Here is a 22808-nt window from a genome sequence, read left to right on the forward strand (position 1 = left end):
GCGGGATGGAGCAGCCTGGTAGCTCGTCGGGCTCATAACCCGAAGGTCGTCGGTTCAAATCCGGCTCCCGCAACCAACTGAAATTATATAATAGGCACGCGAAAGCGTGTTTTTTTATGCCTGAAATATAGGTTCAGAGCCCGAAGGTCGTCGGTTCGCTCTCAAAATTCACAGCTCCCGCAACCAACTGAAATTATATAATAGGCACGCGAAAGCGTGTTTTTTTATGCCTGAAATTCAGGTTCAGAGCACGAAGGTCGTCGGTTCGCTCTCAAAATTCACAGCTCCCGCAACCAACTGAAATTATATAATAGGCACGCGAAAGCGTGTTTTTTTATGCCTGAAATTCAGGTTCAGAGCCCGAAGGTCGTCGGTTCGCTCTCAAAATTCACCCGTTCATTCTACGGGTAGGTTGGTTTGAGCGTAGCGAAACCCAACACAATCCATGTAAACCTTTTCTTTAGTAAACCCAAACCACCATAAAGCACTCCCACGATTAGGCTTGACCTAGCACCTAGAACCTTTACCCTCGCTAACTCGCTAACTCGCTAACTCGCTAACTCGCTAACTCGCTAACTCGCTAACTCGCTAACTCGCTAACTCGCTAACTCACACCTAAATCCAACTCCTTGATATCTATCCTAGTTATTCATCCCTAAATTGGGAAATGATTATGAATGTTAGCTGAACTGAACTACGCTTGATTAATAACTAATAATAAATGTGTAGATTTAGGGATGATCCGTTTTTTAATAGCGCTGTTAGCACTTCTGTTTTTACCTTCAGCTTTGTGTGCATTTCAAAACTACGATATTGATGATGGTCTATCGCAAAGTGTTGTGTTTGATATTGTTCAAGACCAGCAAGGCTTTATCTGGATCTCAACACAGGCAGGTTTAAACCGTTTTGATGGTAATGAATTTACTGTATTCACAGCCTCTGATGAGACGAATAGTCTAGCGAATAACTATATTTACCCATTGGCAATCGACAACGAGTCAACGTTGTTTATAGGCACTCGAAATAGTGGTGTAAACCAACTCGCATTACATAATTATCAATTTTCTGAGCCGCTTTTAAAAGAGCGCCGAATAACCAGCTTATTAGTAGCGCAGCAGCAAGTTTATATTGGCACTTACGACGGCAGCCTGTTTCGTTACGATAAGCGAGCAGAGCAGCTTGAAACGTTAATAACAGGGTTAAAAAAACCTATTTATGCGCTATCAAAAATCGCTGACACCCTTTGGATAGGAACGCATGGAGCTGGGTTACTTCATTATGACCTTATTAATAATCAACAAATCAATTCGGTTTTTTCTGGCTTTGCTGAGCCTGTAGATATTCATGCTAGTATCTTTGCTATCAAACAGTCTGCTGATGGCAGTATTTGGTTGGCAAGTCAGGGCGGCGGCTTATATAAAATTGCGTTAAGCACCCAAACAATAACGCAGTGGTTGACTTCTAATGATGATAATTCTGGGCTTAGTAGTAATGAGATTCGTGATATTGAGTTTGATAACCAAGGCCGGGTTTGGCTGGCAACGCGAGGCGGCGGAATTAATGTTTACGACCCTATTGATGCAAGCTTCACCGTTTTAGCGCATGACCCGTTTGATAAATATAGTCTTGCTCATGACCGGGTATATAGTATCTACCGAGACAGTAGCGACATTATGTGGTTTGGTACTGCACATGGGATCAGTAAGCTCGACCCAGCATCATTGCAATTTAGTAAGTTAAAAAAGCCAACGCCACTTTCAAGTAACGATGCGTGGGCGTTATTTGAAGACTCAAAGCAACGTATTTGGTATGGCAGCTGGGGTGGCGGTATCGATATTCTTGATCAGCAATTAAATCGTTTAGATCGCATAACCACCGAAAGTTCACCGTATTCAATCAGTAGCAATGCAATTAAAGCCATCGCCGAAGATCGTAATGGCGATATATGGATTGGCAGCTGGCAGCAAGGGATTGATGTTTTGCATACTGATGGCAGCATCAGTCACTTTCGGGCAGATGAAGGCGGGCATGGCTTAACTGAAAACAGTATATATGCCCTTTTAGTCGATGAGAAAAATAATGTTTGGGTCGGCACTAATGGAGGGGGGCTGTTTTGCTTTGATAGGCAGCGCGGCAAATTTACTAGTTTTGCACAGCCTGTAGCAAATACACAACTTGTAATTCCAACGGCGCGGGTGACGAGTTTATACAAAAGCTCGCAAGTAGATTTATGGATAGGCACAGATGGTGATGGGGCTTATCACTACAACACAGCAACCGATACTCTCACTAATTATCGCAAAGGCAACTTGGCTTTATCTGATAATACAGTGCGAGCGTTTTTAAAAATTGATCAGCAAATGTGGCTCGCAACATCGAACGGCTTAAATATTATTGATTTGAGCAACCAGCAAGTTCATCAGCTTAATGTCGCTCAAGGCCTTCCTAATCAAGTCGTTTATGCGTTGCTAAAAGACAATGAAGATAGGGTCTGGCTAAGTACTAACAACGGCCTCGCTAAAATAGACCCTGCAACCATGAGCATAAAAAATTATAAAGCTCGACATGGCTTACAAGGTAATGAGTTTAATGCCGGTGCTTATTTAAAAACCCGTGATGGCCGCTTGATGTTTGGTGGCACTCAAGGGGTTAGTGTCATTAATCCCGCTGACCTTGAAGTTAATACTATTGGCGGGCAATTAGCACTCACTAGTTTGCAGTTTGATGATGAGGATGTGGTAAATCAGGGAGTCAGCCGTTTAGGCAGCTTATACCAAATAGAAAAAAGCCGTTCAGTGACTATTCCTGCGGGAATTAAACGGGTTCATTTTCAGGTTAGTTACCTACACTACTCTGAGCCACAGACTAACCAGTACTCCTATCAGTTAGCAGGCTTTGAACAGCAATGGCGAAAAGCTACAGGGTCGTTTTTATCTGTTGACTACACTAATCTTCCTGCTGGTAAATATCAGTTGAAAGTTAATGCTAGTAGTGAAAATGGGGCAAATGCGCTCACCCCATTACTGTTAAACATAACGGTTCTTGCGCCTTGGTGGCAAACTAGTGAGTTTTATCTGCTAGCAGCCATGCTGATTTTGGCGATGGTGTGGTTATTTACAGTGCTTTGGACTCGCCGTATACGCAAACAAAAATATTATCTGGAGCAAATTGTTAGCGAACGCACTGACGAAATCGCAGAGCAAAAAATGCTAATCGAACAGCAAGCTGACGCTCTGAGTGACTCACTCGAAAATAAAGTGCGTTTTTTCACACATGCATCTCATGAATTACGAACTCCTTTGAGTTTGTTAATTGCGCCTTTGCAAAAGCTCATAGCAGATGAGAGAAATACTGAAAAGCGTGAGCAACTGAATTTGGTATTGCGTAATAGTAGGCGTTTAGAAAACTTGGTCGATAAGCTACTAACCTTGACTCGCTATGATGAGCGCCATGAAGAGATTATTAAAGTTGTATCATTATCGGCAATAGCCAGAGAGGTCGCGGGGCAGTTTGCTGTGTTAGGTGAAAAGTCCATCGACTTTAAGGTTGATATTGAAGAGGCTGTATTTATTGAAAGCACCCGAGAAGGGGTGATCACGATTCTTACTAATCTATTAAGCAATGCTTTTAAATATACTCAGCAAGGCCAAGTCAGCTTAATCGTAAGCGCATCAGGTGAGCTTGCCTACATAGAAGTAACAGACACAGGTAAAGGCATCGCAGACGCTGAAAAAGACAAGGTGTTTGATACTTTCTACAGAGTAAGTAGTCATGCAAATGTAGAAGGCAGTGGCGTAGGTTTAGCTATCGTTAAACGTCTGGTCGATAAATACAAAGGCAATATTGTGTTAGCAAGTCGTTTAGGAGAAGGAACCAACTTTAAACTCGCATTTAAAACAGCACAATTTGCAGAGCAAGTTCCTGTTGATAGTACAAGCCTAAAATCAAAAGTGAGTCATGACAAAGCGAGTGTATTAATTATTGAAGATAATGACGAGCTACGTCATTACCTAAAAACAGAGTTACAGCATCGCTATCAAGTATTATTAGCTGAAGATGGTCAGATCGGTTTGCAAATAGCGCTGAGCCAAGTACCAGATTTAATTATTACTGATCTAATGATGCCAAAAGTCGATGGCTTTACTGTTTTAGATTCATTACATAATTCGCCCGTTACTTGTCATATTCCGGTGATTATTTTGACCGCCAAGGGAGACTATGAAACCCGAGTAAGTAGTTTGCAACAGCATGCGCTAGATGTGATCACAAAACCATTTGATAGAGAAGAGCTTTTTTTAAAGGTTGAGAATTGGATACATTGGGTCAATTTATATTCTCAACAGCAAACTAAGGATGCACCTGAGCATGTTGAGACAAAGCAACCGGTTGTGGTTGATCCTCGTGACAAACAGCTGCTTGAAAAGCTTGAGCTGTATGTTGCTGAGCATTACCAGCAACAAGGTTTCTCTATGGTGAATTGTGCGAAAGAATTAGCGCTTAGTGAGCGTCAATTACAACGTAAGTTAAAAGTTCTATTAAACATTACTCCTAGTGAGTATTTGCGTAATTATCGACTGAGTAAAGCTGCTGAATTACTAAGACAAGGGCGACAAATAAGCTTAGTAATAGATGATGTGGGCTTTTCGTCACGCTCGTATTTTTCTAAATTTTTTAAAGCAAAATATGGCATGACAGCGAAAGAGTACCAATGTCATTACATATAACATGCTGTTTATATAGGAAATGTCGTATTTGAGTACATTTTTGTCGGCATTCAGCATACTTATTTCTTGTATCTAATCTACCCTTGAACCTTAACGTAAAATGAATCGCTTTGATGGGATCTCGGGTGTTCATATTTGACGGGCAAACATGACTGAATTCAGATTATGGTTAAGGACGACACTGAGATCCCGCCTTTATTCATGTTCAAAATAGGTTTTGCTTCCCTTGAGTTATGGCAACTGTGCATGCAGTTGCCTATTTTTAGGGGAATACAACACACAATGTAAGGATTAGCATGATGAGCCCCCCTAATTTTCATTCCATAAAGTATCTAAAACAATTATTACTAGCGACAAGTTTTGTCGCTTTAACCGCTTGTGGTGGAGGCGGTGGAGGTGGTGATGACGATGATGATACCCCTCCTGTCGCTACAAACAAAAATCCCACGGTATCTATTAGTAGTGATAGCAGCGTAACAGAAGGTGGCGATTTAGTTCTACAAGCGACGGCAACAGACAGTGATGGCACAATTGCAAGTTACGCATGGCAGCAAACATCAGGTCCAGATCTAACACTTACCGGCAGCGATACAAGTACACTTACGATCACCGCGCCTGAGATCGAAGATGATGCAGATGTCGTTGTTTCATTGACAGTCACCGATGATGATGGTGCAACCGCCACAGCAACAGTAACGATTGAGCTTAAACGTAAAGTGCTCAGCGTAACGATCACCGGTATTGTAACCGATGAGCCGATTATCAACTCAAGTATTGTGGTGCAGATTGGTGATGAACAATTTGAGATTACCGCTGATGCACAAGGCCGCTATAGCGTAAACATTGAGGTTGATGACTCAGATGCTGATGAACTGGTTAAGCTGGTGGCATTGGGTAATAACTCCATTGATCCTGGCGTTGAATTTGTATCCCAACTGAAGTCTATCGCAACGCTTGTTTCACAAGCAGGAGCCGATGGCACATTAAGCAAAGATGAAAACTTTGGCGTAAACATTACTAATGTCAGTACTGCAGAGTTTGCACTTTTAAGCCGCGACGGTACAAACATCGATTCTGAACAAGCATTAGATGAAGCTTTACTCGCTGTTGATGCTGACGAAAAACTGCTACTTGCAGCGTTAATTAAGATCATTGTAGATAATGATGACTACGAACTACCTGAGGGTGTCGATTCGACCCTTGATTTAATATCTAGCGCTGAACAAATTGATGACTTTATAAATACAGTTGAAAGCCAAGACCCAGGATTAATAGACTCTACAAAAGAAGAGATTAAAGATGATGATGAACTAGTTGATCAAACAATCAATAATCTGACCGGCAACTATTTATTAATGCAGCCACAATATTATCGAACTTCAGTTGGCCAGTTTGAGTTTAATAATGATGGTACCGGGTATGTCAGTTTACTGGATGTTGATACTGACTTTAGTTGGTCGCAACAAGAGCAAGACATCACAATTACTTTGGCTGAGCCAGCATTAATGAGTTGCTTTGTGGTTACTGATGGAAACGATGAACAGCTAGATGTTTGTGAGTACTTAGTTGAGTTAGACCTAACTATTCTTCTTGAAAACGATGCAAACAGAACGGTTGAGTTTTTCCGTAAAAGCGAAACACGCATAACCAGTTCAGATGTTGTATATAGAACTACAGAATCGAACTATAACGCCACCCTTATTGAACAACAGCAAACACTTGCTGTGACAGCTGATGAACTTATTGGTAATTGGGTTATTGATAACCTAAGCGAGTTTGGTGGATATAGTAGTGCAGTAAGTGTTGAGTTACTTTCTGGTGGAACAGGAACGCTTATTGATAACGATAACACGCCTGTTAGTGTGACTTGGCAAGTTGATGGGAATCGACTGCTTATAAGCAATAATGCAGAAACTATTAGTTATGACATCGCTATTTGGCTCGTTAAAAATGTACAAGTGGGCTATCAATTTGCGGCATCACTCGAAGCTAAAGCGGACGATAGCTCACGTACAGTAACTGGTTTAATGATGAGAGATAATCAGCTTTCATTTACTAAGCCAGACCTACTGGGTAAATGGACTGTTTACCAAGGCTATAACTCACCTCAAACAGACCTCCACTATGATGTTTATGATGATGGTTTAATGAACTTTAACCTGAATCAAAACTTTCGTTCTTGGCAAGTAAGCAGTGAGGGAGTGTTCTTAAGATATAACTATTTTACGAGCAATGGTGTTCAGCCAATTTGTCCTGAAGGGGAAGTTTGCCAAGTATACAGTGAGTTCTCGCAGCGATTATTAGCCACTAACAATGGTCAAAACTTTACCTATCGTAAATATCGCTTTTTTAACTATGATGGTTCGGAACGTGTCGAAGATTATTCATCTCATCTACGTAACTTCTCTGTGTCAGATGAGTATGGGGTAACCAAATTCGCACCCTATTGGTTAGAAGAAAACGCAAGTTTTGATAATAATGGCTACCCAATTACAACGAACTACATTGAACTTTATTCACCTAGAGAGCTAGGTGTAGAAACTATTAAAATAGCGACTATTTATGATGAGATGACGGCTGAGTATAGCCATCAAATCACCTTCACTTACCTTGGAGTGGTCAATCAATACGACTACAGTTTAGCATCAGGGAAATTACTATTTGATAGCATGAAGGCTGAAGTGAGTGACTTTGATCGAAACTTCTTAACTATTTGCGTGTATGAGCAAGCAGGTAGTTGTACTGAAGATGCTAAACAAGCGTGGTACTTTGATAAGGCAATGGCTGAAGAGCAAGTTGTTGTAGAGCGTCCAGCAACGGATCATCCATTAGATGGGGCTTGGCAGCTTGCTGATGAGCCTGATGTCGCGGTAATTATTCGTGATGGAAAATGGTTACAAATTCAAGGAATGGACGACCCTGATGATGATACCGCATTCCCTGGTTTTGAAATTGGTGACTTTACTTGGGATGAAGCAACAGGCGCTTTTGATGTCACTATTACGGAAGATGCCAATGGTAGTTTCGGTATAGATGATGCTGGCAGTATTGTTGCCAGTGTTGATGGAGATACGCTGACATTCGATATCGAAGGTGAGGGTATTATTACGCTAAGTAGAATCTACAGTGAATCAAACCCGCTAATAGGGGGTTATACATATGGTTCTTACGATGGAGATTTCTTCATTGCTGTATTTAAAGAGGATGGCACTTTCTTAGAGCTTGCTCATGATACTGAGTTTGATGAGTTAGGTATATCAGGTGGTTACTACACCTATGATGCAGAAACTCAAAAGGTAGTTGTTGATTTCTATGTAAAAACCTATGGTGACCCAATTGAATTTGCTGACCCTTACTTTATTGTGAAGCCACAAGGTAACTTTATACAGTTCAAAGACGGCGATGATTTTGGCCTCTTCGAACGCGTTACACGAGTTATTGATCAAGCAGCTTTCACTGAAGCAGATCTTATTGGCTCACATGTGTTTACCTTTATGGCTGATGATGGCAGTGGTTTAGAAACCTCTAATGTCGTTATAAATAATGATGGTACTGCAACATTTGAGTTAGATGGTGAAGTACGATCAGCAGAGTGGGCATTAGATCTTGGGTCGTTGATGATGTATAGCGAACCAACAGCTACGCAAAATTATGGCTATGGTGTGACTATGACACCCGTAATAACTATTGAAGGTGGTTTTAGTGTAGCAACGCTAGGTTTCGAAGTACCTGAAACCTACGATGATAATGATGATCCCGAGTTACACACTTTTGTATCGGGCAGTTTAATTAAGCAGTAATTTTCTGAGCCCAGTGGCAGCAATGCTACTGGGCTTTTTTGAGGAGTTAGTTTATGAAAGCGTTATATTTCTCAGTATTACTTCTTACCCTTGGTGGGTGCCAAACAATGGATGCAATGCAAGAAGACATTAGTGATTTAAGTAATAGCTTGTTTTCAAGTGAGGATATGAGCGAAGAATCACAAGATGCATTCTTAAAAGCACAAGAGGCGTTTTATGAGGCTGACAATGTTCGTAAGAAGCATGCGAAATTAAATGCCCAAGAGCGAAGCTTATGGGTCGAGTTAGAGGATGATTATAACATCTTGTTGGCAGCTCCTAGCAAAGCAACTGAGAAGGAATCTTACTTTTCAGACTCTACACTTGCAGACAGCGTTATGATGCAGAGTTTAAAGTTTATTGAGCTGGTCGAAAAAGGCGAGTAATAGAAACTTCGCTTAAAAGATTGAAAAGTTTATGTTACAACGGCACTAACATTACTTTTTAGTTACAAACATGACTGAACTTTACCATTGGTTTGATTTATTCGGCGTAGCCGTGTTTGCAGTTTCTGGAACGCTACTGGCGTACAACAAAAAAATGGATGGCTTTGGGGTTGTTGTGTTAGCCACAGTTACTGCTATTGGCGGTGGGACTGTACGCGACGTTATTTTAGATGTTCCCGTATTTTGGCTACATGATCAAAGCTACTTTTGGGCTATTTTATTGTCTGTATTTGTCACCACTCGATTAATCAATAAGCAGCGTTCTATTTCACTTAATGCGCTGCAAGTTGCTGATGCTTTCGGTTTGGCATTTTTTGCGGTGATGGGTACACAAAAAGCCATGCTCGCAGGTATGCCAGATACCACCGCGATTATCATGGGTGTAATAACAGCCTGTTTTGGCGGTGTTATCCGCGATGTGCTGGCTGGAAATATGCCGATGCTATTAAAGGGCGAGCTCTATGCCATTGCTTGTATCGCTGGTGGCATTGTTTATACATTAAGTATCTCGCTGGGTTTTGTGACTGAAGTAGCTATGATATTAGCCATGCTTATGACCTTATCACTGCGTTTAGCAGCAATGAAATGGCAACTGACATTACACGTTTTTAAATATCCCGACTAAACTTAATTTAAGGATGAATGATAGGGACATCATGGATCGTGTCTTTAGCTAGAATATTTTCACGTGCACAAGTGGGTGTGCAAGCTCCTGAAGTGATTGTAGAAGTACACTTAGGAAATGGCTTGCCAGCTTTTCATATCGTTGGCTTACCTGAAGCGTCAGTCAAAGAGTCAAAAGATAGAGTGCGTAGCGCACTCGAAAACTCTCAGTTTGGTTTTCCAGATCAACGAATAACCGTCAACCTTGCGCCTGCAGATTTACCTAAAGAAGGTGGCCGTTTTGATCTGGCTATTGCTGTGGGTATTTTAGTTGCCTCTGGGCAAATAAACTGCCCTGATATTCATCGCTATGAGTTTTACGGAGAGTTGGCTTTAAATGGTGAAGTTAGAGGAGTTAACGCTATTTTGCCTTCGGTGTTAGGGGCGAAAGAGCAGGGCCGATGTTGTTTCTTACCCGCCGAAAACGATAATCTCGCAAGTCTTGTTTCGGGCGTTTCTCGAAAAGCCGTTTACTCCTTACAAGATGTTTGGAATGACTTATTAAATCAGCAACCTCTGCCACTTAATATTTGTTATCCAGAGCAGCAGTCGCAGCGTGACTCGCTACTCGATTTAAGTGATGTGAAAGGCCAACCTGGCGCGAAAAGGGTACTCGAAATAGCAGCCGCTGGTGGCCATAATTTACTGTTTCTTGGCCCTCCAGGTACTGGCAAGTCAATGCTTGCCCAGCGTATGCCTACGATTATGCCAACCATGTCGGATGATGAAGCAATTAGCACTGCCGCGTTATATTCGATAATTGGTCAATCGGTTGATTTATCGAATTGGCGTGAGCGACCCTTCAGAAATCCACATCATACTTGCTCTGCTGTTGCCCTTGTTGGTGGCTCTTCGAATCCTAAACCGGGGGAAATTTCTCTTGCTCATAATGGCGTATTGTTTTTAGACGAGCTGCCCGAATTTGAGAGAAAGGTGCTCGATTCACTGCGTGAACCAATGGAAACGGGCGTGGTGACTATATCGCGAGCGGCACGACAAATGGAATTTCCATCGCAATTCCAGCTAATCGCCGCATTAAACCCTAGCCCCACAGGAAGTCATACTGATAAGCGTGCAACGCCAGATCAAGTATTGCGCTATTTATCTCGAGTATCTGGACCATTTATCGATAGGATTGATTTACAAATTGAGCTGCCGAGACTCACTAGTAGCCAATTACAGAGCACGCAAGTAGAAGAAAGCAGTGAACAAGTAAGAGCCAGAGTTGAAAGAGCTTATGCAATTCAACTTAACCGGCAAGGCAAAGTGAACGCTCGCTTGAATAATAAAGAAATGAGCATTCATTGTGAGTTGGCAGCTGCTGAGCTGCAGTTTTTAGCAAAAGCCAGCGAAAAACTGGCTCTGTCACCACGCTCGTATCATCGTGTTATTAAAGTTGCACGCACAATTAGCGACTTGAAAGCACAGCCAGCGATTACCTTAAATGAATTAAAAGAGGCGTTGAATTATCGCGCCTTTGAACGGTTAATTAGCCAATTAACGCAGTATTAGTAAGCTTGCTAAATAGATAGCATGTAGCCTTTGCCGCGAACGGTAACGATACGCTTTTGATCTTTTTCATCGCTTAGCTTTTTACGTAAGCGGCCAATAAGTACATCAACGGTACGATCGCTTGGGCTCCAGTCTGGTTGACCTATTTCTTCGGAAATTTTTTCACGTGATGTCGCTTTACCTGCATTTGCAATAAGGCAAATAAGTACCTTGTGCTCTGCTTCTGTAAGACGAGACTCTTCACCATTAGGGGTCACTAATGTGCGGTTATCTGGGTGCAGTTTAAAGTCGGCATATTCAATAAACTCTTCACTCTCATCATCTTGCTGAGAGCCTTTTATGCGCTTAAAAAGAGCGCGCATTCGAAGTTCAAGTTCAAGTAAGTCAACCGGCTTGCAAATATAGTCATCGGCACCTTGTGCAAGGCCTGCAATACGGTCAGCTTGCGAGTCACGACTAGACAGCACAATAACACCAATATCTGTTAGTGCATTAAGTTCTTTGGCAAGCAAAAGCCCATCGCGTTTTGGTAACACAATGTCGATAACGGCTAGAGAAATTGCTTCTTTTGATGAAGCACGCGATTGCACAATGCTTAATGCATCGGCCCCCGTTGAATCTACCTCAATATTAAACTCAGTTTCTTTGAAATGATTAAGAATGCGTTTAACGAGTAGTTCGTCGTCTTCAACCAATAAAACCTGAATAGTCATTCGCTTTAATTTCACACTTGATTTGTTGTTATGTTAGCACTGTATGGCAAAGGCTGAGAAGTGTATTGGCGAGGTTTGTAACTATTTCTTACAATTTAATGGCTTAGCTATAGTTGAAAAGGGTGAAAGCTGAGCACTCGCACAGTACTCAGCCAAGTGATTAATCTACTTTTCAGGATAAAGATATTGCCACCATTGTGGCTGATCTTTTAAGTTTTTATCGAAATAAGCCAACATGGTATTCCACCAGTCGAAACGTTTATCTCGAGCAAAAATTTGGTGATCTGCACCTTTGTACTCAATCAGGTCAACATCTTTACCTAATAACTTTAATGCCGTGTACATATTGTGGCTTTCACCAACCGGTACATTGGTGTCTGAATCACCATGAAGGAGTAATAGCGGCGTTGTTACTTTGTCAGCATGAAACACCGGGCTGTGTTGGCTATAAAGTGTAGGATTGTTCCACGGGTAGCTATTTTTAGATGCCTCAGCTGAGTATAAGTAACCCCACCAACCTTGGCCCCAGTACGAGGTGATATTTGAGATTCCAGCATGAGCAATCGATGCACTGAACATATCCGTTTTAGTTGCGAGTAGCATGGTCATAAAGCCACCGTAAGAGGCTCCTAAATTACCTACACGCTTACTATCTACAAAGCTATATTTATCTAAAAAGGCTTTCGTGCCGTCGATGATGTCGTTGGCGGTGTATTCACCCCATGCGTTGACGTGTTTAGCCGAAAATTTTTGGCCAAAGCCGGTTGCACCAGTAGGTTGTACAACGTAAACAACATAGCCATGCTCAGCCCATAGGTTGAATGGGTAGCGACCGGTAAAACCACGAGTTACTGGTGATGTACCGCCATAATAATAAACCAGCGCAGGATATTGTTTATTGCTATCTAAATCATGCGGTAAATAAACACGCCCCTTTATTTCAATGCCATCTTTATTAGTAAAGTTAAATTCTTCTAGTGAGGCTACTTGCGTATTTTTATAGCCAATTGGCTTAGAGTCCCACATTACTTTAGCGCGGCTCTTACCTAAGCTTAGTTGTTTTAACTGCTGAGGTGTTGACGCTGTGGTGCCGGTAACCAAAATGCGCGGGGTGCGTTCGTGTGAGTAGCTAACTTGCTCAACAACATCAAAACCCGTATTCACTTTATTAAAACGCTTTTTGCTTAAGTCGAATTGATAAAGTTGTACAGTATCTTGCTCGGTAACTTTAATAAGCGCATCACCATTTTTAAGTACGTTTAACTGGCCGATAGCCGGGTTAAACTCTTTACTTAAAGCGCTTGCCTTTTTACCGTCACGGCTGAGTAAATAAAGTTGACCGTCATAGTTATTAGCAAGCATTCCTTCAGGAAGATCACGACCTAAGCCATTATTAAAATCTGGGCCGGCAGTGACATAAATTCCGTCGTCAGTATATTTAGCCTGATTAAATGTATTGTATTGACCAACTACCGTAGTAGCCGATGTCGCTAGGTTTAGCTCAACAAGTTCTGTTGCTGGCTGTGGTGATAGCTGCATTGCTTGTGCTGAGCGGCTCATTAAGACGTGACCGCTTTTAGCGTCAAAATCTTCAAGTGAATGGCTAAGTGGGCCTTGGCTTAAGATTTTGCTAAGACCTGTTGATATATCGAGTAAATAGACTTGCGATGTAGTACGAGCATAAGACCAACGGTCTTGCAGACCTTGATAATGTTTAGTGAGCTTGCCATTGTCTGTTGGAGACTTTGACCAACTAAAAATTAAGCTGTTTTTATCAAAAAACTGAAAGCCACTTGCACCAGAGAGGTTTTTAGCAATGACGCTAAGTTGCATGGTTTTTAGGTTTAAACGCTTAAGCTCGCCATTTAATAAATACACTAAACTTTTGCTATCTGGGCTCCAAGTAATGTTACTCGGTTGGGCTGACTCAAAGCGATAAAGCGTATTGTTTTTTGCGTCTTTAAGTTCAGTAACAAATTGCGCTTGATTAGCGGTTGCATCTTCGTAATGACGTTGGCTAGTAATGAAGTAATCACCATTTGGTGCCATTGAAATATAACTGACTGTTGGCGCATCAAATAATTGCTTAGCAGACAAACCGTGTTGTTGTTTAGCGCTAAATTGCACAGCATCTAGTTCTGACTTAGCCGTAAAATCAAGCTCAACCTCATTCCAGTTGGCTACTTGCTCAGTGATGATAACAAACTGATGATCGCCTTGGCTTAAAGCTAGCTCATAGCTTTTATTTTTTTCTGTTTGCTTTTCACCATCAATAAATAGCTGCGCGTTTTCAATGCCTTTAAGTGTTAATGAGCCTTGGCTAAAACGTTCTGTCGAGGCGGTAAATTTTAGTGCTTGCAAACCACCGAGTGTTAGCGCGCTCACTTTGTCGAATGATTGCCAGTCAAGCTCATTACCAAAAACGCGTATGCTATCGCTGCTTTTTTGCAAGCTAGGTAATAGGTTAGCAATAATGGCATCGCGATGATCCGTTTGATATGGCTTAAGTTGCATATCTTCGCCAAGAGGGCCAATAAATTGCACCGCTGATTTATCAATGGCAGCGGCCATTGATGTATTGCTTAACGCACATAGCGCTAATGCACTGAATGTTGTCTTTAGCTTGGCTGATTGGCTTAGCCAAGTAGTTGAAAGTGTCATAGTTTCGCCTGTTGAAGGTAATTTAAACCAATATAGCACGCTGCAAATTACCCAAAAAGTGCTCTGCGTTAGATTGCAGTCGGGTTTGAGCTTGTGGTTTTCAATTGCTATGGTGAGCAGGTTAACTTTTTAAGAGGGCTTACAGTGACATTGTTACTTGTTTATATGTTTGTTGCCATTGCGGTTTCGTTTTTATGCTCAGTGATGGAGGCGGTACTGTTAAGTATTACACCAAGCTATGTTGCCATGCTCAGAAAGCAACAACCACAACTGGCAAAACGTGTTGGTAAGCTTAAAGACAATATAGACCAACCTTTAGCTGCAATACTCACGTTAAATACCATAGCGCACACAGCAGGTGCCGCTGGTGTTGGCGCACAAGCTGCGGTGGTGTTCTCTGATGCTGCCGTCGGTATAGCTTCAGCAATCATGACGTTATTGGTATTAGTGCTTTCTGAAATTATCCCTAAAACATTAGGGGCTAATTATTGGCGAGGATTAACACCCATTGTTAGTGTGAGCCTAATTTGGTTGGTGTTTATTCTAAAACCTTTCGTATGGTTTGCAGATATTCTAACGCGCTTTTTAGGGCGTAATTACGATGAAGCCTACTATATTCGCCAAGAGATTGAAGCTATGGCTGATATTGGTACTGAGTCTGGAGCGCTTGGGCAAGATGAATCTGAAATCATACGCAGCCTGCTGCATTTTCGTCATGCCAAACTCGATACCTTAATGACACCACGTACGGTGCTTTTTAAAGTGCATAAAGATTTAACCGTAAACCAATACTTGGCGGAGCATGGTTCTTCTTCGTTCTCTAGGGTATTGGTTTATGACAAAAATGGTGATGACATTATTGGTTTTGCACATAAAAATGACATTATGCTGGCTTATCATCGTTTAGGTGAAGACTATAAGATAAGTAAACTCGTTAAGCCTATTTACACCGTACCAGAAACCTTGCATGTACCTACTTTACTCGAAACCTTACTGTCTGGACGCACGCATATTTGTTTAGTCGTGGATGAATACGGTGATGTGCAAGGTATTGTCACTCTTGAAGATTTAATTGAAGCATTAATGGGGCTCGAAATTGTTGATGAGCATGATCAATCAGCCAATATGCAAAAAGTCGCCAAACAGCGTTGGCGACAACGTTTAGAATCCAGTAATACCATCGTCAGTGACGATAAGCGTAAACCTTAGCGGCGATGTCCTGCTGCAGTTTTTACCATTTGCCGCCATGAGAGCGACCAGTTTAAAAAGTCTTCTTTGGCTTTCGGGCGGCACAGCAAAAAGCCCTGCATTAAAATAAACTCTTTGTAGCGGTCGAGGTATTCAAGCTCTTCAACGCGTTCAATGCCTTCGGCCACAATAGCGAGATCTTCTTGTATCGCTATATTCACCAAGCTACTGACAATCACTTGGGAAAACTGATCGGTTTCAATATTACTAATCAAGGTGCGATCTATCTTAATTTCGGTAAATGGTAATGTTTTTAGCTGCTGAACATTGGTAAAGCCAGTACCAAAGTCATCAAGTGAAATACCAAAACCGCGCATTCGTAAGCGATTGAGTGTTTCGAGTTGTGCAGTGCTGCGTAAAGCATACTGTTCGGTAATTTCTAAAATAACTTCACTGGGTGTTAGATTGTTAAGGTGCAGTATTAAAGCCAGTTTATCTGGGCAGCTTAAGTCCTCGAGCTGCGTAGGAGATAAGTTAAACGCCAGTTTTAAGTTGGGATCAAACTGCTCTTTGATTTCTGCAAAGTCGTTAGTGGCTTTTTCAAACAATTGAAAAGTAATAAGGTTTATTAAATCTAGGTCTTCAGCGATACAAATGAAGCGCTCTGGTAAGATAATTTCATCTGCTTGGCTTGTGTTGATACGGGCAAGCACCTCAATACTTTCAACCCGATTATCGTGGCGATTTATCTTAGGTTGATAAAACGGAATAATCTCATTATGACTGATGGCATGTAGTAGCAGTGACTCAGAAACAGGGGTTTTTGTACGCTCAACATGAATAGCAAAGTGCTCAAGTTTTTGCAGTAGTAAATAGACTTGATTGAGTTGTACAGGTTTAGTGACGTTACCAATTAAGTGAGCGTTATGTTTACGAGCAAGGTCTGCTGCAAGGTCAATGACTTTAGGATCCATCTCAGAAATAATGGCAATTGCACCTTGGTACTTCATAGCGCCTAAGTGGCGAATAAGCTCCATACCATCCATATCTGGCATATTGAGGTCGGTAAAAATAGCATCAAAGAATCGAGGTGCTTTTTTAATTTTTTCTAAAGCTTCTTCTGCACTTAGGCAGGTTGTGATGTGCGGAACCTCAAGCTCATTCAAAATGGCATGCATAACAATCAGGATGGCTTTTGAGTCATCCACTACGAGAATGTGTCTATTTGACTTCACCATATTCACTCCATGAACAAGAACGCTATAGTTAAAAGTAGTAGACAAACGTTATTTCGTCATGTTTTTTGCTTGTTTTGTGGTGCGAAAAATATACCTCCTTGTACCTAAAGGAAATTCGTAATTTTGTAAGGCCTCAGTATAATAGCCGCACTTTTTATTCGTATTTATAAGAACTATGGTCAGACTTCAGCTGAGCCTCGCAGACGAAACCTTTATTTTGCATTTAAATGGCTCACAGTTAATTCAGCTTTTTCATCAACAACAAGCAATTGCCTTCGATAACCCAGAGTCAGATCTTTATGAGTTTGATTTTCAGGGGCAGCGTATTGGCCTTGATACTAGTAAAGTGCACGAAAAAAGCTTAGCAATCTTTGTTAACCAGCAGCAGGTGAGCCAACTTGCTTTACCTGAGTTACAAGAAGCTGAACCAAAACGCGGCATTATTGGTTTGCTGGCACTGGGCTTTAAATTTTTCAAAAGTGCAAAAGTCGTGAAAGCGGCTTTAGCGGGTGCTTCGGTGGCAGGCTATGCGTGGTTATTTTCCATTGAATTTGCCTTGATGCTAATTGCTTGCTTGGTGGTGCATGAATATGGTCATGTGCGTGCTATGAAATATTTTGGCATTAAAACTAAAGGTATTTACCTTATTCCCTTTGTCGGTGGTTTGGCTGTTTCTGATGATAAAATTACCACGCGATGGCAAGACGTGGTGATCTCACTCATGGGGCCCGCTTTTGGATTAATTACCTCAGTGCTGGGAGTGGTGCTTTACTACGCCACCGAAATGGAAATATTCGCCGGTGTGGCAGTACTTAGTGCACTGTTAAACCTATTTAACTTGTTACCTATTCTGCCCTTGGATGGCGGCCATGCACTTAAAAGCATTAGTTTTTCGATGCGTTCATGGATAGGCCTTAGTGTGTGTTTATTAGGTGTGTTATTTGGCTTGTGGTTAAGTTACACCTTTGGCTTGATGCTACTGGTTTTTTTCTTATTTGTAGGGGCACTTGAGATTATCTTTGAGTGGCGCGGACGTCACTACTCACACCTCACCCCTCTTGATACTTATGGACAAGGCTTTTCAGCGGTAATGTACGCACTGGTTGTTGCAGGTCACGTTGCAGTGATGATGCATTTTGCTGATTCAGAAAGCCCAATCCTCAGCTTACCAATGAAGATTTTAGCAAGTTAATTAATATTTAAGCACTAAGTTATATTCAGCTTGGTGCTTAAATTTAATTAATGTATTTTAATTAATTTTCCACTTTATTTTAGTAATTAAACCTTTAATTTGTGCTTTGTTTTATTTTTAGGAAAATTCTGATTTACAAAAATTAGAATGTCCCGCTAATTTTAAATTCAAGAGATATAGCAAAAGGATTTTGTTATGAGCTTGTTTAGAAAGGAAGCGATTGCACAACAAAGTGAACGTTTAACTGGCGTAATCACTTTAGCGCAACCATTATCGATTAAATTAACTGTTGTAACCCTAAGCTCTGTTGCAGCTGCGGTTATAGTATTTCTTTTTACAGCAGAATATTCCCGCAAAGAAACCGTACGTGGTTTTCTCATGCCTAGTAAAGGCGTCATTCAAAGTTTTGCTAATCAAGGCGGAACAATTGAAAAACTTCATGTAAAAGAAGGTGACTCTGTCATTAAAGGACAAGCACTTGCTTCAATTGTTGTTCAGCAAAGTGATAGTCAAGGTTTAGATCTCAGTTCACAGTTAGTTGAACAATTAACAGAGCAAATTAAACTTTTGAATCATGAGGTTATGCAAACGAAAGTGTTGCAAAAACAAGAAATACTAAACCTTGAAGCACAGCAAACGCTTTTAAATGAAGAAAAGCTTGCACTACAAAGTCAATTAACACTCGCAGATGAAAAGCTTGATCTATTGCAAAGTCAACAAGCTAATTTCAACCAGCTTAATAAGAGTGGCTTTTTATCGAATATAGAACGTGAGCAGCAACAACAAGCTTTACTCGATGTTAAGCAAGAAAAGCAAAACTTAGCTCGAATACTGATGCAGCAAAATAACCAACTGAGTCAATTACGCTTTAATCTTGCTAACGTTCCACAACAATATGCACTTCGCATCAGTAACTTAAAACGAGAAATCTCAGATACACAAAACCAACTATCGCAGTTAAAAAGCAACTATAGCTACACAATTACGGCTAGCAATAATGGTGTTGTTACAGGCATCCAAGTAGTCGAAGGAGAGGTGTTAAGCCAAGCAAAGCTTTTACTGCATATTATACCTGAGGGTTCTGAGTTAGTTGCTGAATTACTATTACCAACGCGCTCCGCAGGGTTTGTAGAAATAGGCAACGAAACTAGGTTACGTTTTGATGCCTTTCCATATCAACGCTTTGGTTTTATCAATAGCACAATTAGCCGTATTGATAAGGCACTTATTACACCAAACGAAGTGCGGTTACCTATTACATTGCAAGAGCCAGTATATCGACTTAGGGCTACCTTAAGTCAGCAGCAAATGTCTGCGTATGGAAAGGCCTTTGAGTTAAAAAGCGGCATGTTGTTTGAGGCAGACATAATGTTAGAACAGCGCACATTAATTGAGTGGTTACTAGAGCCACTGTACAGCCTCAAAGGGCGTGTGAGTTAAGTCAATTAAATTTGAAAGTTTTGGTGGTTTGCTAAATGCAAATTACTAAAAAAGCGGCCAGCTTTAGTTAACTTTAGCGAGCAGCTAAAGCTAGCCTATTAACAACCTATTTTGCCTATATTTTTATATTGCAAAATAAATAATCAACATTTGCTGAGTATAGATATAAATAATCAGCTATACAAATTTGGAGCATAGATATGCGCGAATTAAATGTAAATGAAATTAAAGAAGTTAGTGGGGGACCATTACCTCTATTTGTTGCTATAGCGGTATACGGGGAAGTAGCGTGTTTTGCTGCAATTATAAGTGGTATAGGAACCTATAATGCACTTAGAAAGTAAGGAAAATAAAATGAGAGAATTAACCAATAATGAAATACAAGAAGTAAATGGTGGTCCCTTACCAGCGATCATTGCTGGCTTATATGCTAGCTCGTCTATCACTACTGGTGGTTTAGCTACTGCTCTTGGAATTGGGGCTGGCTTTGGTGCAATAGTGGGCGGTATAGCAGCCATTTACCATAATGCTTCTGAGAAATAAAACGAAAGGGATAGAAGGGAAGTAATTCCCTTCTTTTTTGAAAATGAAATTGTCTGCAATAGTATCAATTTTTGCAATGTGTTTTCTAATAGTTTTGGGGTCTACATATGTAATTATAAGAGACGTTAATTTATTGCTTCGTGATGCTGTAATTTCTTACGGTGAATTAGCTTTCTTTACTGTAGTTCTCGGTTTTTCTTTAGCTATTCTAACGGGGATATACAAAAATAAAAAATGGGCATTATATGTTTTTATCTCATTAGTTTTTTTCATGGGAGGGAATTTTATTATGTTAAGAATAAATCTTAATGGAAGTTTGGAATTAATTGATTTTTGGATTGTTATTTGTACTTTAGGTGTGTCTGGGATAGTAATGCGAGTTGTGCAGGGGTTAGACTCAGAGGTTATCTTCTCAAAAAATGAGCTTGATTAATAAACAGTATTTTGACTGAGGTTACTATGAACTCTGTAAATGGATTTATAACATTTTCTCTCTCAAAAAGAGTACCTGTAATTATCCAATCCGAAATAGCTGAATGTGGTCTCGCCTCTATGGCCATGGTGGCAAGTTATCACGGCCATCAACTAGATATGCCTGCCATGCGAAAGCGCTTTTCGGCGAACCTAAAGGGGATGAATTTACAGCAGCTAATTGAGCTTGGGGATAGCTTAGGATTAGCGAGTCGTGCGTTACAGTGTCCATTTGAAGAGGTACATAAACTTCAGACTCCTTGTATATTGCATTGGGATATGAATCACTTTGTAGTTTTGACCAAAGTTTCTGGGAAGGGAAAATCAGCTAAATTAGCGATTAATGATCCAGCCCTTGGGAAGCGGAATCTAAATAGCGAGGAATTTAGTAAGCACTTTACCGGTATTTGTTTGGAGCTCACGCCAACCAGTAAGTTTGAAGCTAAACAAGAACAGGCACGAATGAGGTTTAGTCAGCTTTGGAGTGCTGTTACTGGTCTAAAAACTGGCTTAATTAAATTAGTTGCGCTGTCGTTAGTTTTACAGCTATTTTCACTGATGACACCCTATTATATGCAGTGGGTCGTGGATGAAGTGTTGGTGAGCTTTGATGAGTCTTTGCTCACAGTGCTTGCGCTAGGCTTTGCATTCATTGCGATCATTTCAGTTATTACTAATGCAGTGCGGAGTTGGTTGATTCTAAGGCTTTCGAGTCTGCTAAACATGCAAATGGGGGTTAATCTATTACGTCATTTACTGCGTCTTCCTATGAACTACTTTGAATCCCGCCACATTGGCGATATTGTTTCGCGTTTTGGCTCACTAGCACAAATACGTGAGCGTATTACCACAGGGTTTGTAGAAACATTTGTTGATGGCGTTATGGCTATCACCGTATTGATTATGATGTTGATTTATTCACTTAAGTTGACAGCTGTTGTTGTAGGCGCAATTACCCTTTATACGCTTGTACGCTTAGTGCTGTATCGGCCACTGCATCAAGCCACAGAAGAAATGATTCAAAACTCCGCTAAAGAGCAATCAAACTTTTTAGAAAACATTCGTGGTATGCAAACAATTAAATTGTTTGGTAATGAAGCGCAGCGCCAAGGTATTTGGCAAAACCGTTATGCTGAAGTAATAAATAGTGAAATACGTTTAGGGCGATTAAATATTAGTTTTGAGTCTTTTAATAAACTACTGTTTGGTCTTGAGAATGTAGTGGTTATTTACCTTGCTGCACTTTTGGTTATGAGTAATAGCTTATCTGTCGGTATGGTGTTGGCATTTATAGCCTATAAAAATCAGCTAACAAGTCGCTTTGCAAATTTCATCGAGCAAATTATTCAATTTAAAATGATGCGCTTACACCTTGACCGTATCGCTGATATTGCGCTTACTAAGCAAGAAGCGAATCGCGATGGTGACTTGGCCTACAGAGGGAGTAACGACAATAAAGTGAAAGGTCAGCTTAGCCTTAAAAATATCAGTTTTAGTTATAGCGATGACCAAGCACCTATTTTAAAAGATATAAATTTAACGCTAAATTCAGGCGAGTCTATTGCTATTACTGGGCCGTCTGGCGCGGGTAAAACGACGTTAATGAAAATTATGTTGGGTTTATTACAACCCACATCAGGCAAAGTGTTACTTGATGGCATGGATATTACCCAACTTGGCCTTAAAAATTACCGCAAACAAATAGCCGCAGTAATGCAAGATGACACGCTATTAGCTGGCTCAATCGCCGATAATATTAGCTTCTTTGATCCACAACCTAATTACTTAAAAATAGAACAGTGCGCTCGTCATGCAGCAATTCATAGTGATATTACTAAAATGACTATGGGTTATAACTCATTAGTGGGCGATATGGGTTCTAATTTATCCGGCGGACAACTTCAACGGTTATTACTTGCCAGAGCGCTGTACCAATCTCCCAGCGTCTTATTTTTGGATGAAGCAACTAGTCATTTAGATCAAGAGAACGAAGCAAAAATCAGTGAGCAAATTAAGCACCTAGAGATGACGCGAATAATGATTGCTCACAGGCAAGAGACTATCAATATGGCGGATAAAGTGTTTGAGTTACAAGGTGGAGCTTTAACAAGTACAGTAGCTCAAAATGAAACTGCGTAATCGAATGTGATTTTAGTAGCTTGTATTTTACAAGCTACT

Annotated in this window: 15 protein-coding genes; 12 read left to right on the forward strand and 3 right to left on the reverse strand. The window is 40.8% G+C overall.

Features of this window, described 5'->3' with window-relative positions:
- The first annotated feature begins 737 nt into the window (after nucleotides 1-737).
- The 5 genes from MTF66_RS35770 (at nucleotide 738) to MTF66_RS35790 (ending at nucleotide 11184) form a co-directional block, all read left to right on the forward strand.
- Nucleotides 738-4724, forward strand: a complete 3987-nt coding sequence (locus tag MTF66_RS35770; protein ID WP_248530142.1) for a two-component regulator propeller domain-containing protein — start codon at nucleotides 738-740, stop codon at nucleotides 4722-4724.
- A 296-nt stretch (nucleotides 4725-5020) separates the two neighbouring features.
- Entirely contained in the window at nucleotides 5021-8524 is a 3504-nt protein-coding gene (locus MTF66_RS35775) for a cadherin-like domain-containing protein (protein ID WP_248530143.1), read from the forward strand.
- Nucleotides 8525-8577: 53 nt separating this feature from the next.
- On the forward strand, nucleotides 8578-8949 hold the full coding sequence (locus tag MTF66_RS35780; RefSeq protein WP_248530144.1) for a hypothetical protein: 372 nt from the start codon (nucleotides 8578-8580) through the stop codon (nucleotides 8947-8949).
- Between the two features lie 70 nt (nucleotides 8950-9019).
- A complete protein-coding gene (locus tag MTF66_RS35785; RefSeq protein WP_248530145.1) occupies nucleotides 9020-9634 on the forward strand; it encodes a trimeric intracellular cation channel family protein in 615 nt (204 codons plus the stop codon).
- Between the two features lie 38 nt (nucleotides 9635-9672).
- On the forward strand, nucleotides 9673-11184 hold the full coding sequence (locus MTF66_RS35790) for a YifB family Mg chelatase-like AAA ATPase (protein WP_248530146.1): 1512 nt from the start codon (nucleotides 9673-9675) through the stop codon (nucleotides 11182-11184).
- A gap of 8 nt (nucleotides 11185-11192) precedes the next feature.
- On the opposite strand, the gene MTF66_RS35795 is transcribed toward MTF66_RS35790, so the two are convergent.
- Together MTF66_RS35795 and MTF66_RS35800 are read right to left on the reverse strand one after the other, a co-directional pair.
- On the reverse strand, nucleotides 11193-11897 hold the full coding sequence (locus tag MTF66_RS35795) for a response regulator transcription factor (protein WP_054563933.1): 705 nt from the start codon (nucleotides 11895-11897) through the stop codon (nucleotides 11193-11195).
- Nucleotides 11898-12062: 165 nt separating this feature from the next.
- Nucleotides 12063-14558, reverse strand: a complete 2496-nt coding sequence (locus tag MTF66_RS35800; RefSeq protein ID WP_248530147.1) for a S9 family peptidase — start codon at nucleotides 14556-14558, stop codon at nucleotides 12063-12065.
- A gap of 144 nt (nucleotides 14559-14702) precedes the next feature.
- Here MTF66_RS35800 and MTF66_RS35805 point away from each other — a divergent pair, with 144 nt between their 5' ends.
- Nucleotides 14703-15767, forward strand: a complete 1065-nt coding sequence (locus tag MTF66_RS35805; RefSeq protein WP_248530148.1) for a hemolysin family protein — start codon at nucleotides 14703-14705, stop codon at nucleotides 15765-15767.
- Here MTF66_RS35805 and MTF66_RS35810 read toward each other — a convergent pair.
- Nucleotides 15764-16984, reverse strand: a complete 1221-nt coding sequence (locus MTF66_RS35810) for an EAL domain-containing protein (protein ID WP_248530149.1) — start codon at nucleotides 16982-16984, stop codon at nucleotides 15764-15766. The genes MTF66_RS35805 and MTF66_RS35810 overlap by 4 nt on opposite strands.
- Before the next feature lie 175 nt (nucleotides 16985-17159).
- Between MTF66_RS35810 and MTF66_RS35815 the strand changes: the two genes are divergently transcribed.
- From MTF66_RS35815 to MTF66_RS35840, 6 genes are all read left to right on the forward strand, one after another.
- Nucleotides 17160-18176: a metalloprotease gene (locus MTF66_RS35815; protein ID WP_248530150.1), complete on the forward strand. Its 1017-nt coding sequence runs from the start codon at nucleotides 17160-17162 to the stop codon at nucleotides 18174-18176.
- A 195-nt stretch (nucleotides 18177-18371) separates the two neighbouring features.
- On the forward strand, nucleotides 18372-19616 hold the full coding sequence (locus tag MTF66_RS35820) for an HlyD family efflux transporter periplasmic adaptor subunit (RefSeq protein ID WP_248530151.1): 1245 nt from the start codon (nucleotides 18372-18374) through the stop codon (nucleotides 19614-19616).
- Between the two features lie 200 nt (nucleotides 19617-19816).
- Nucleotides 19817-19960: a class IIb bacteriocin, lactobin A/cerein 7B family gene (locus tag MTF66_RS35825; RefSeq protein ID WP_082422993.1), complete on the forward strand. Its 144-nt coding sequence runs from the start codon at nucleotides 19817-19819 to the stop codon at nucleotides 19958-19960.
- The gene (locus MTF66_RS35830; protein ID WP_248530152.1) at nucleotides 19944-20159 is read left to right on the forward strand and encodes a hypothetical protein; all 216 of its coding nucleotides are present in this window, start codon (nucleotides 19944-19946) and stop codon (nucleotides 20157-20159) included. Before MTF66_RS35825 ends, MTF66_RS35830 begins: the two co-directional genes overlap by 17 nt.
- A 49-nt stretch (nucleotides 20160-20208) precedes the next feature.
- Entirely contained in the window at nucleotides 20209-20592 is a 384-nt protein-coding gene (locus tag MTF66_RS35835) for a hypothetical protein (RefSeq protein ID WP_152968931.1), read from the forward strand.
- Between the two features lie 26 nt (nucleotides 20593-20618).
- Nucleotides 20619-22769 (forward strand): peptidase domain-containing ABC transporter, encoded by a 2151-nt coding sequence (locus MTF66_RS35840; protein WP_282454252.1) that lies wholly within the window; start codon nucleotides 20619-20621, stop codon nucleotides 22767-22769.
- Nucleotides 22770-22808: the final 39 nt, after the last annotated feature.

This window comes from Pseudoalteromonas sp. 2CM39R, assembly GCF_023161845.1.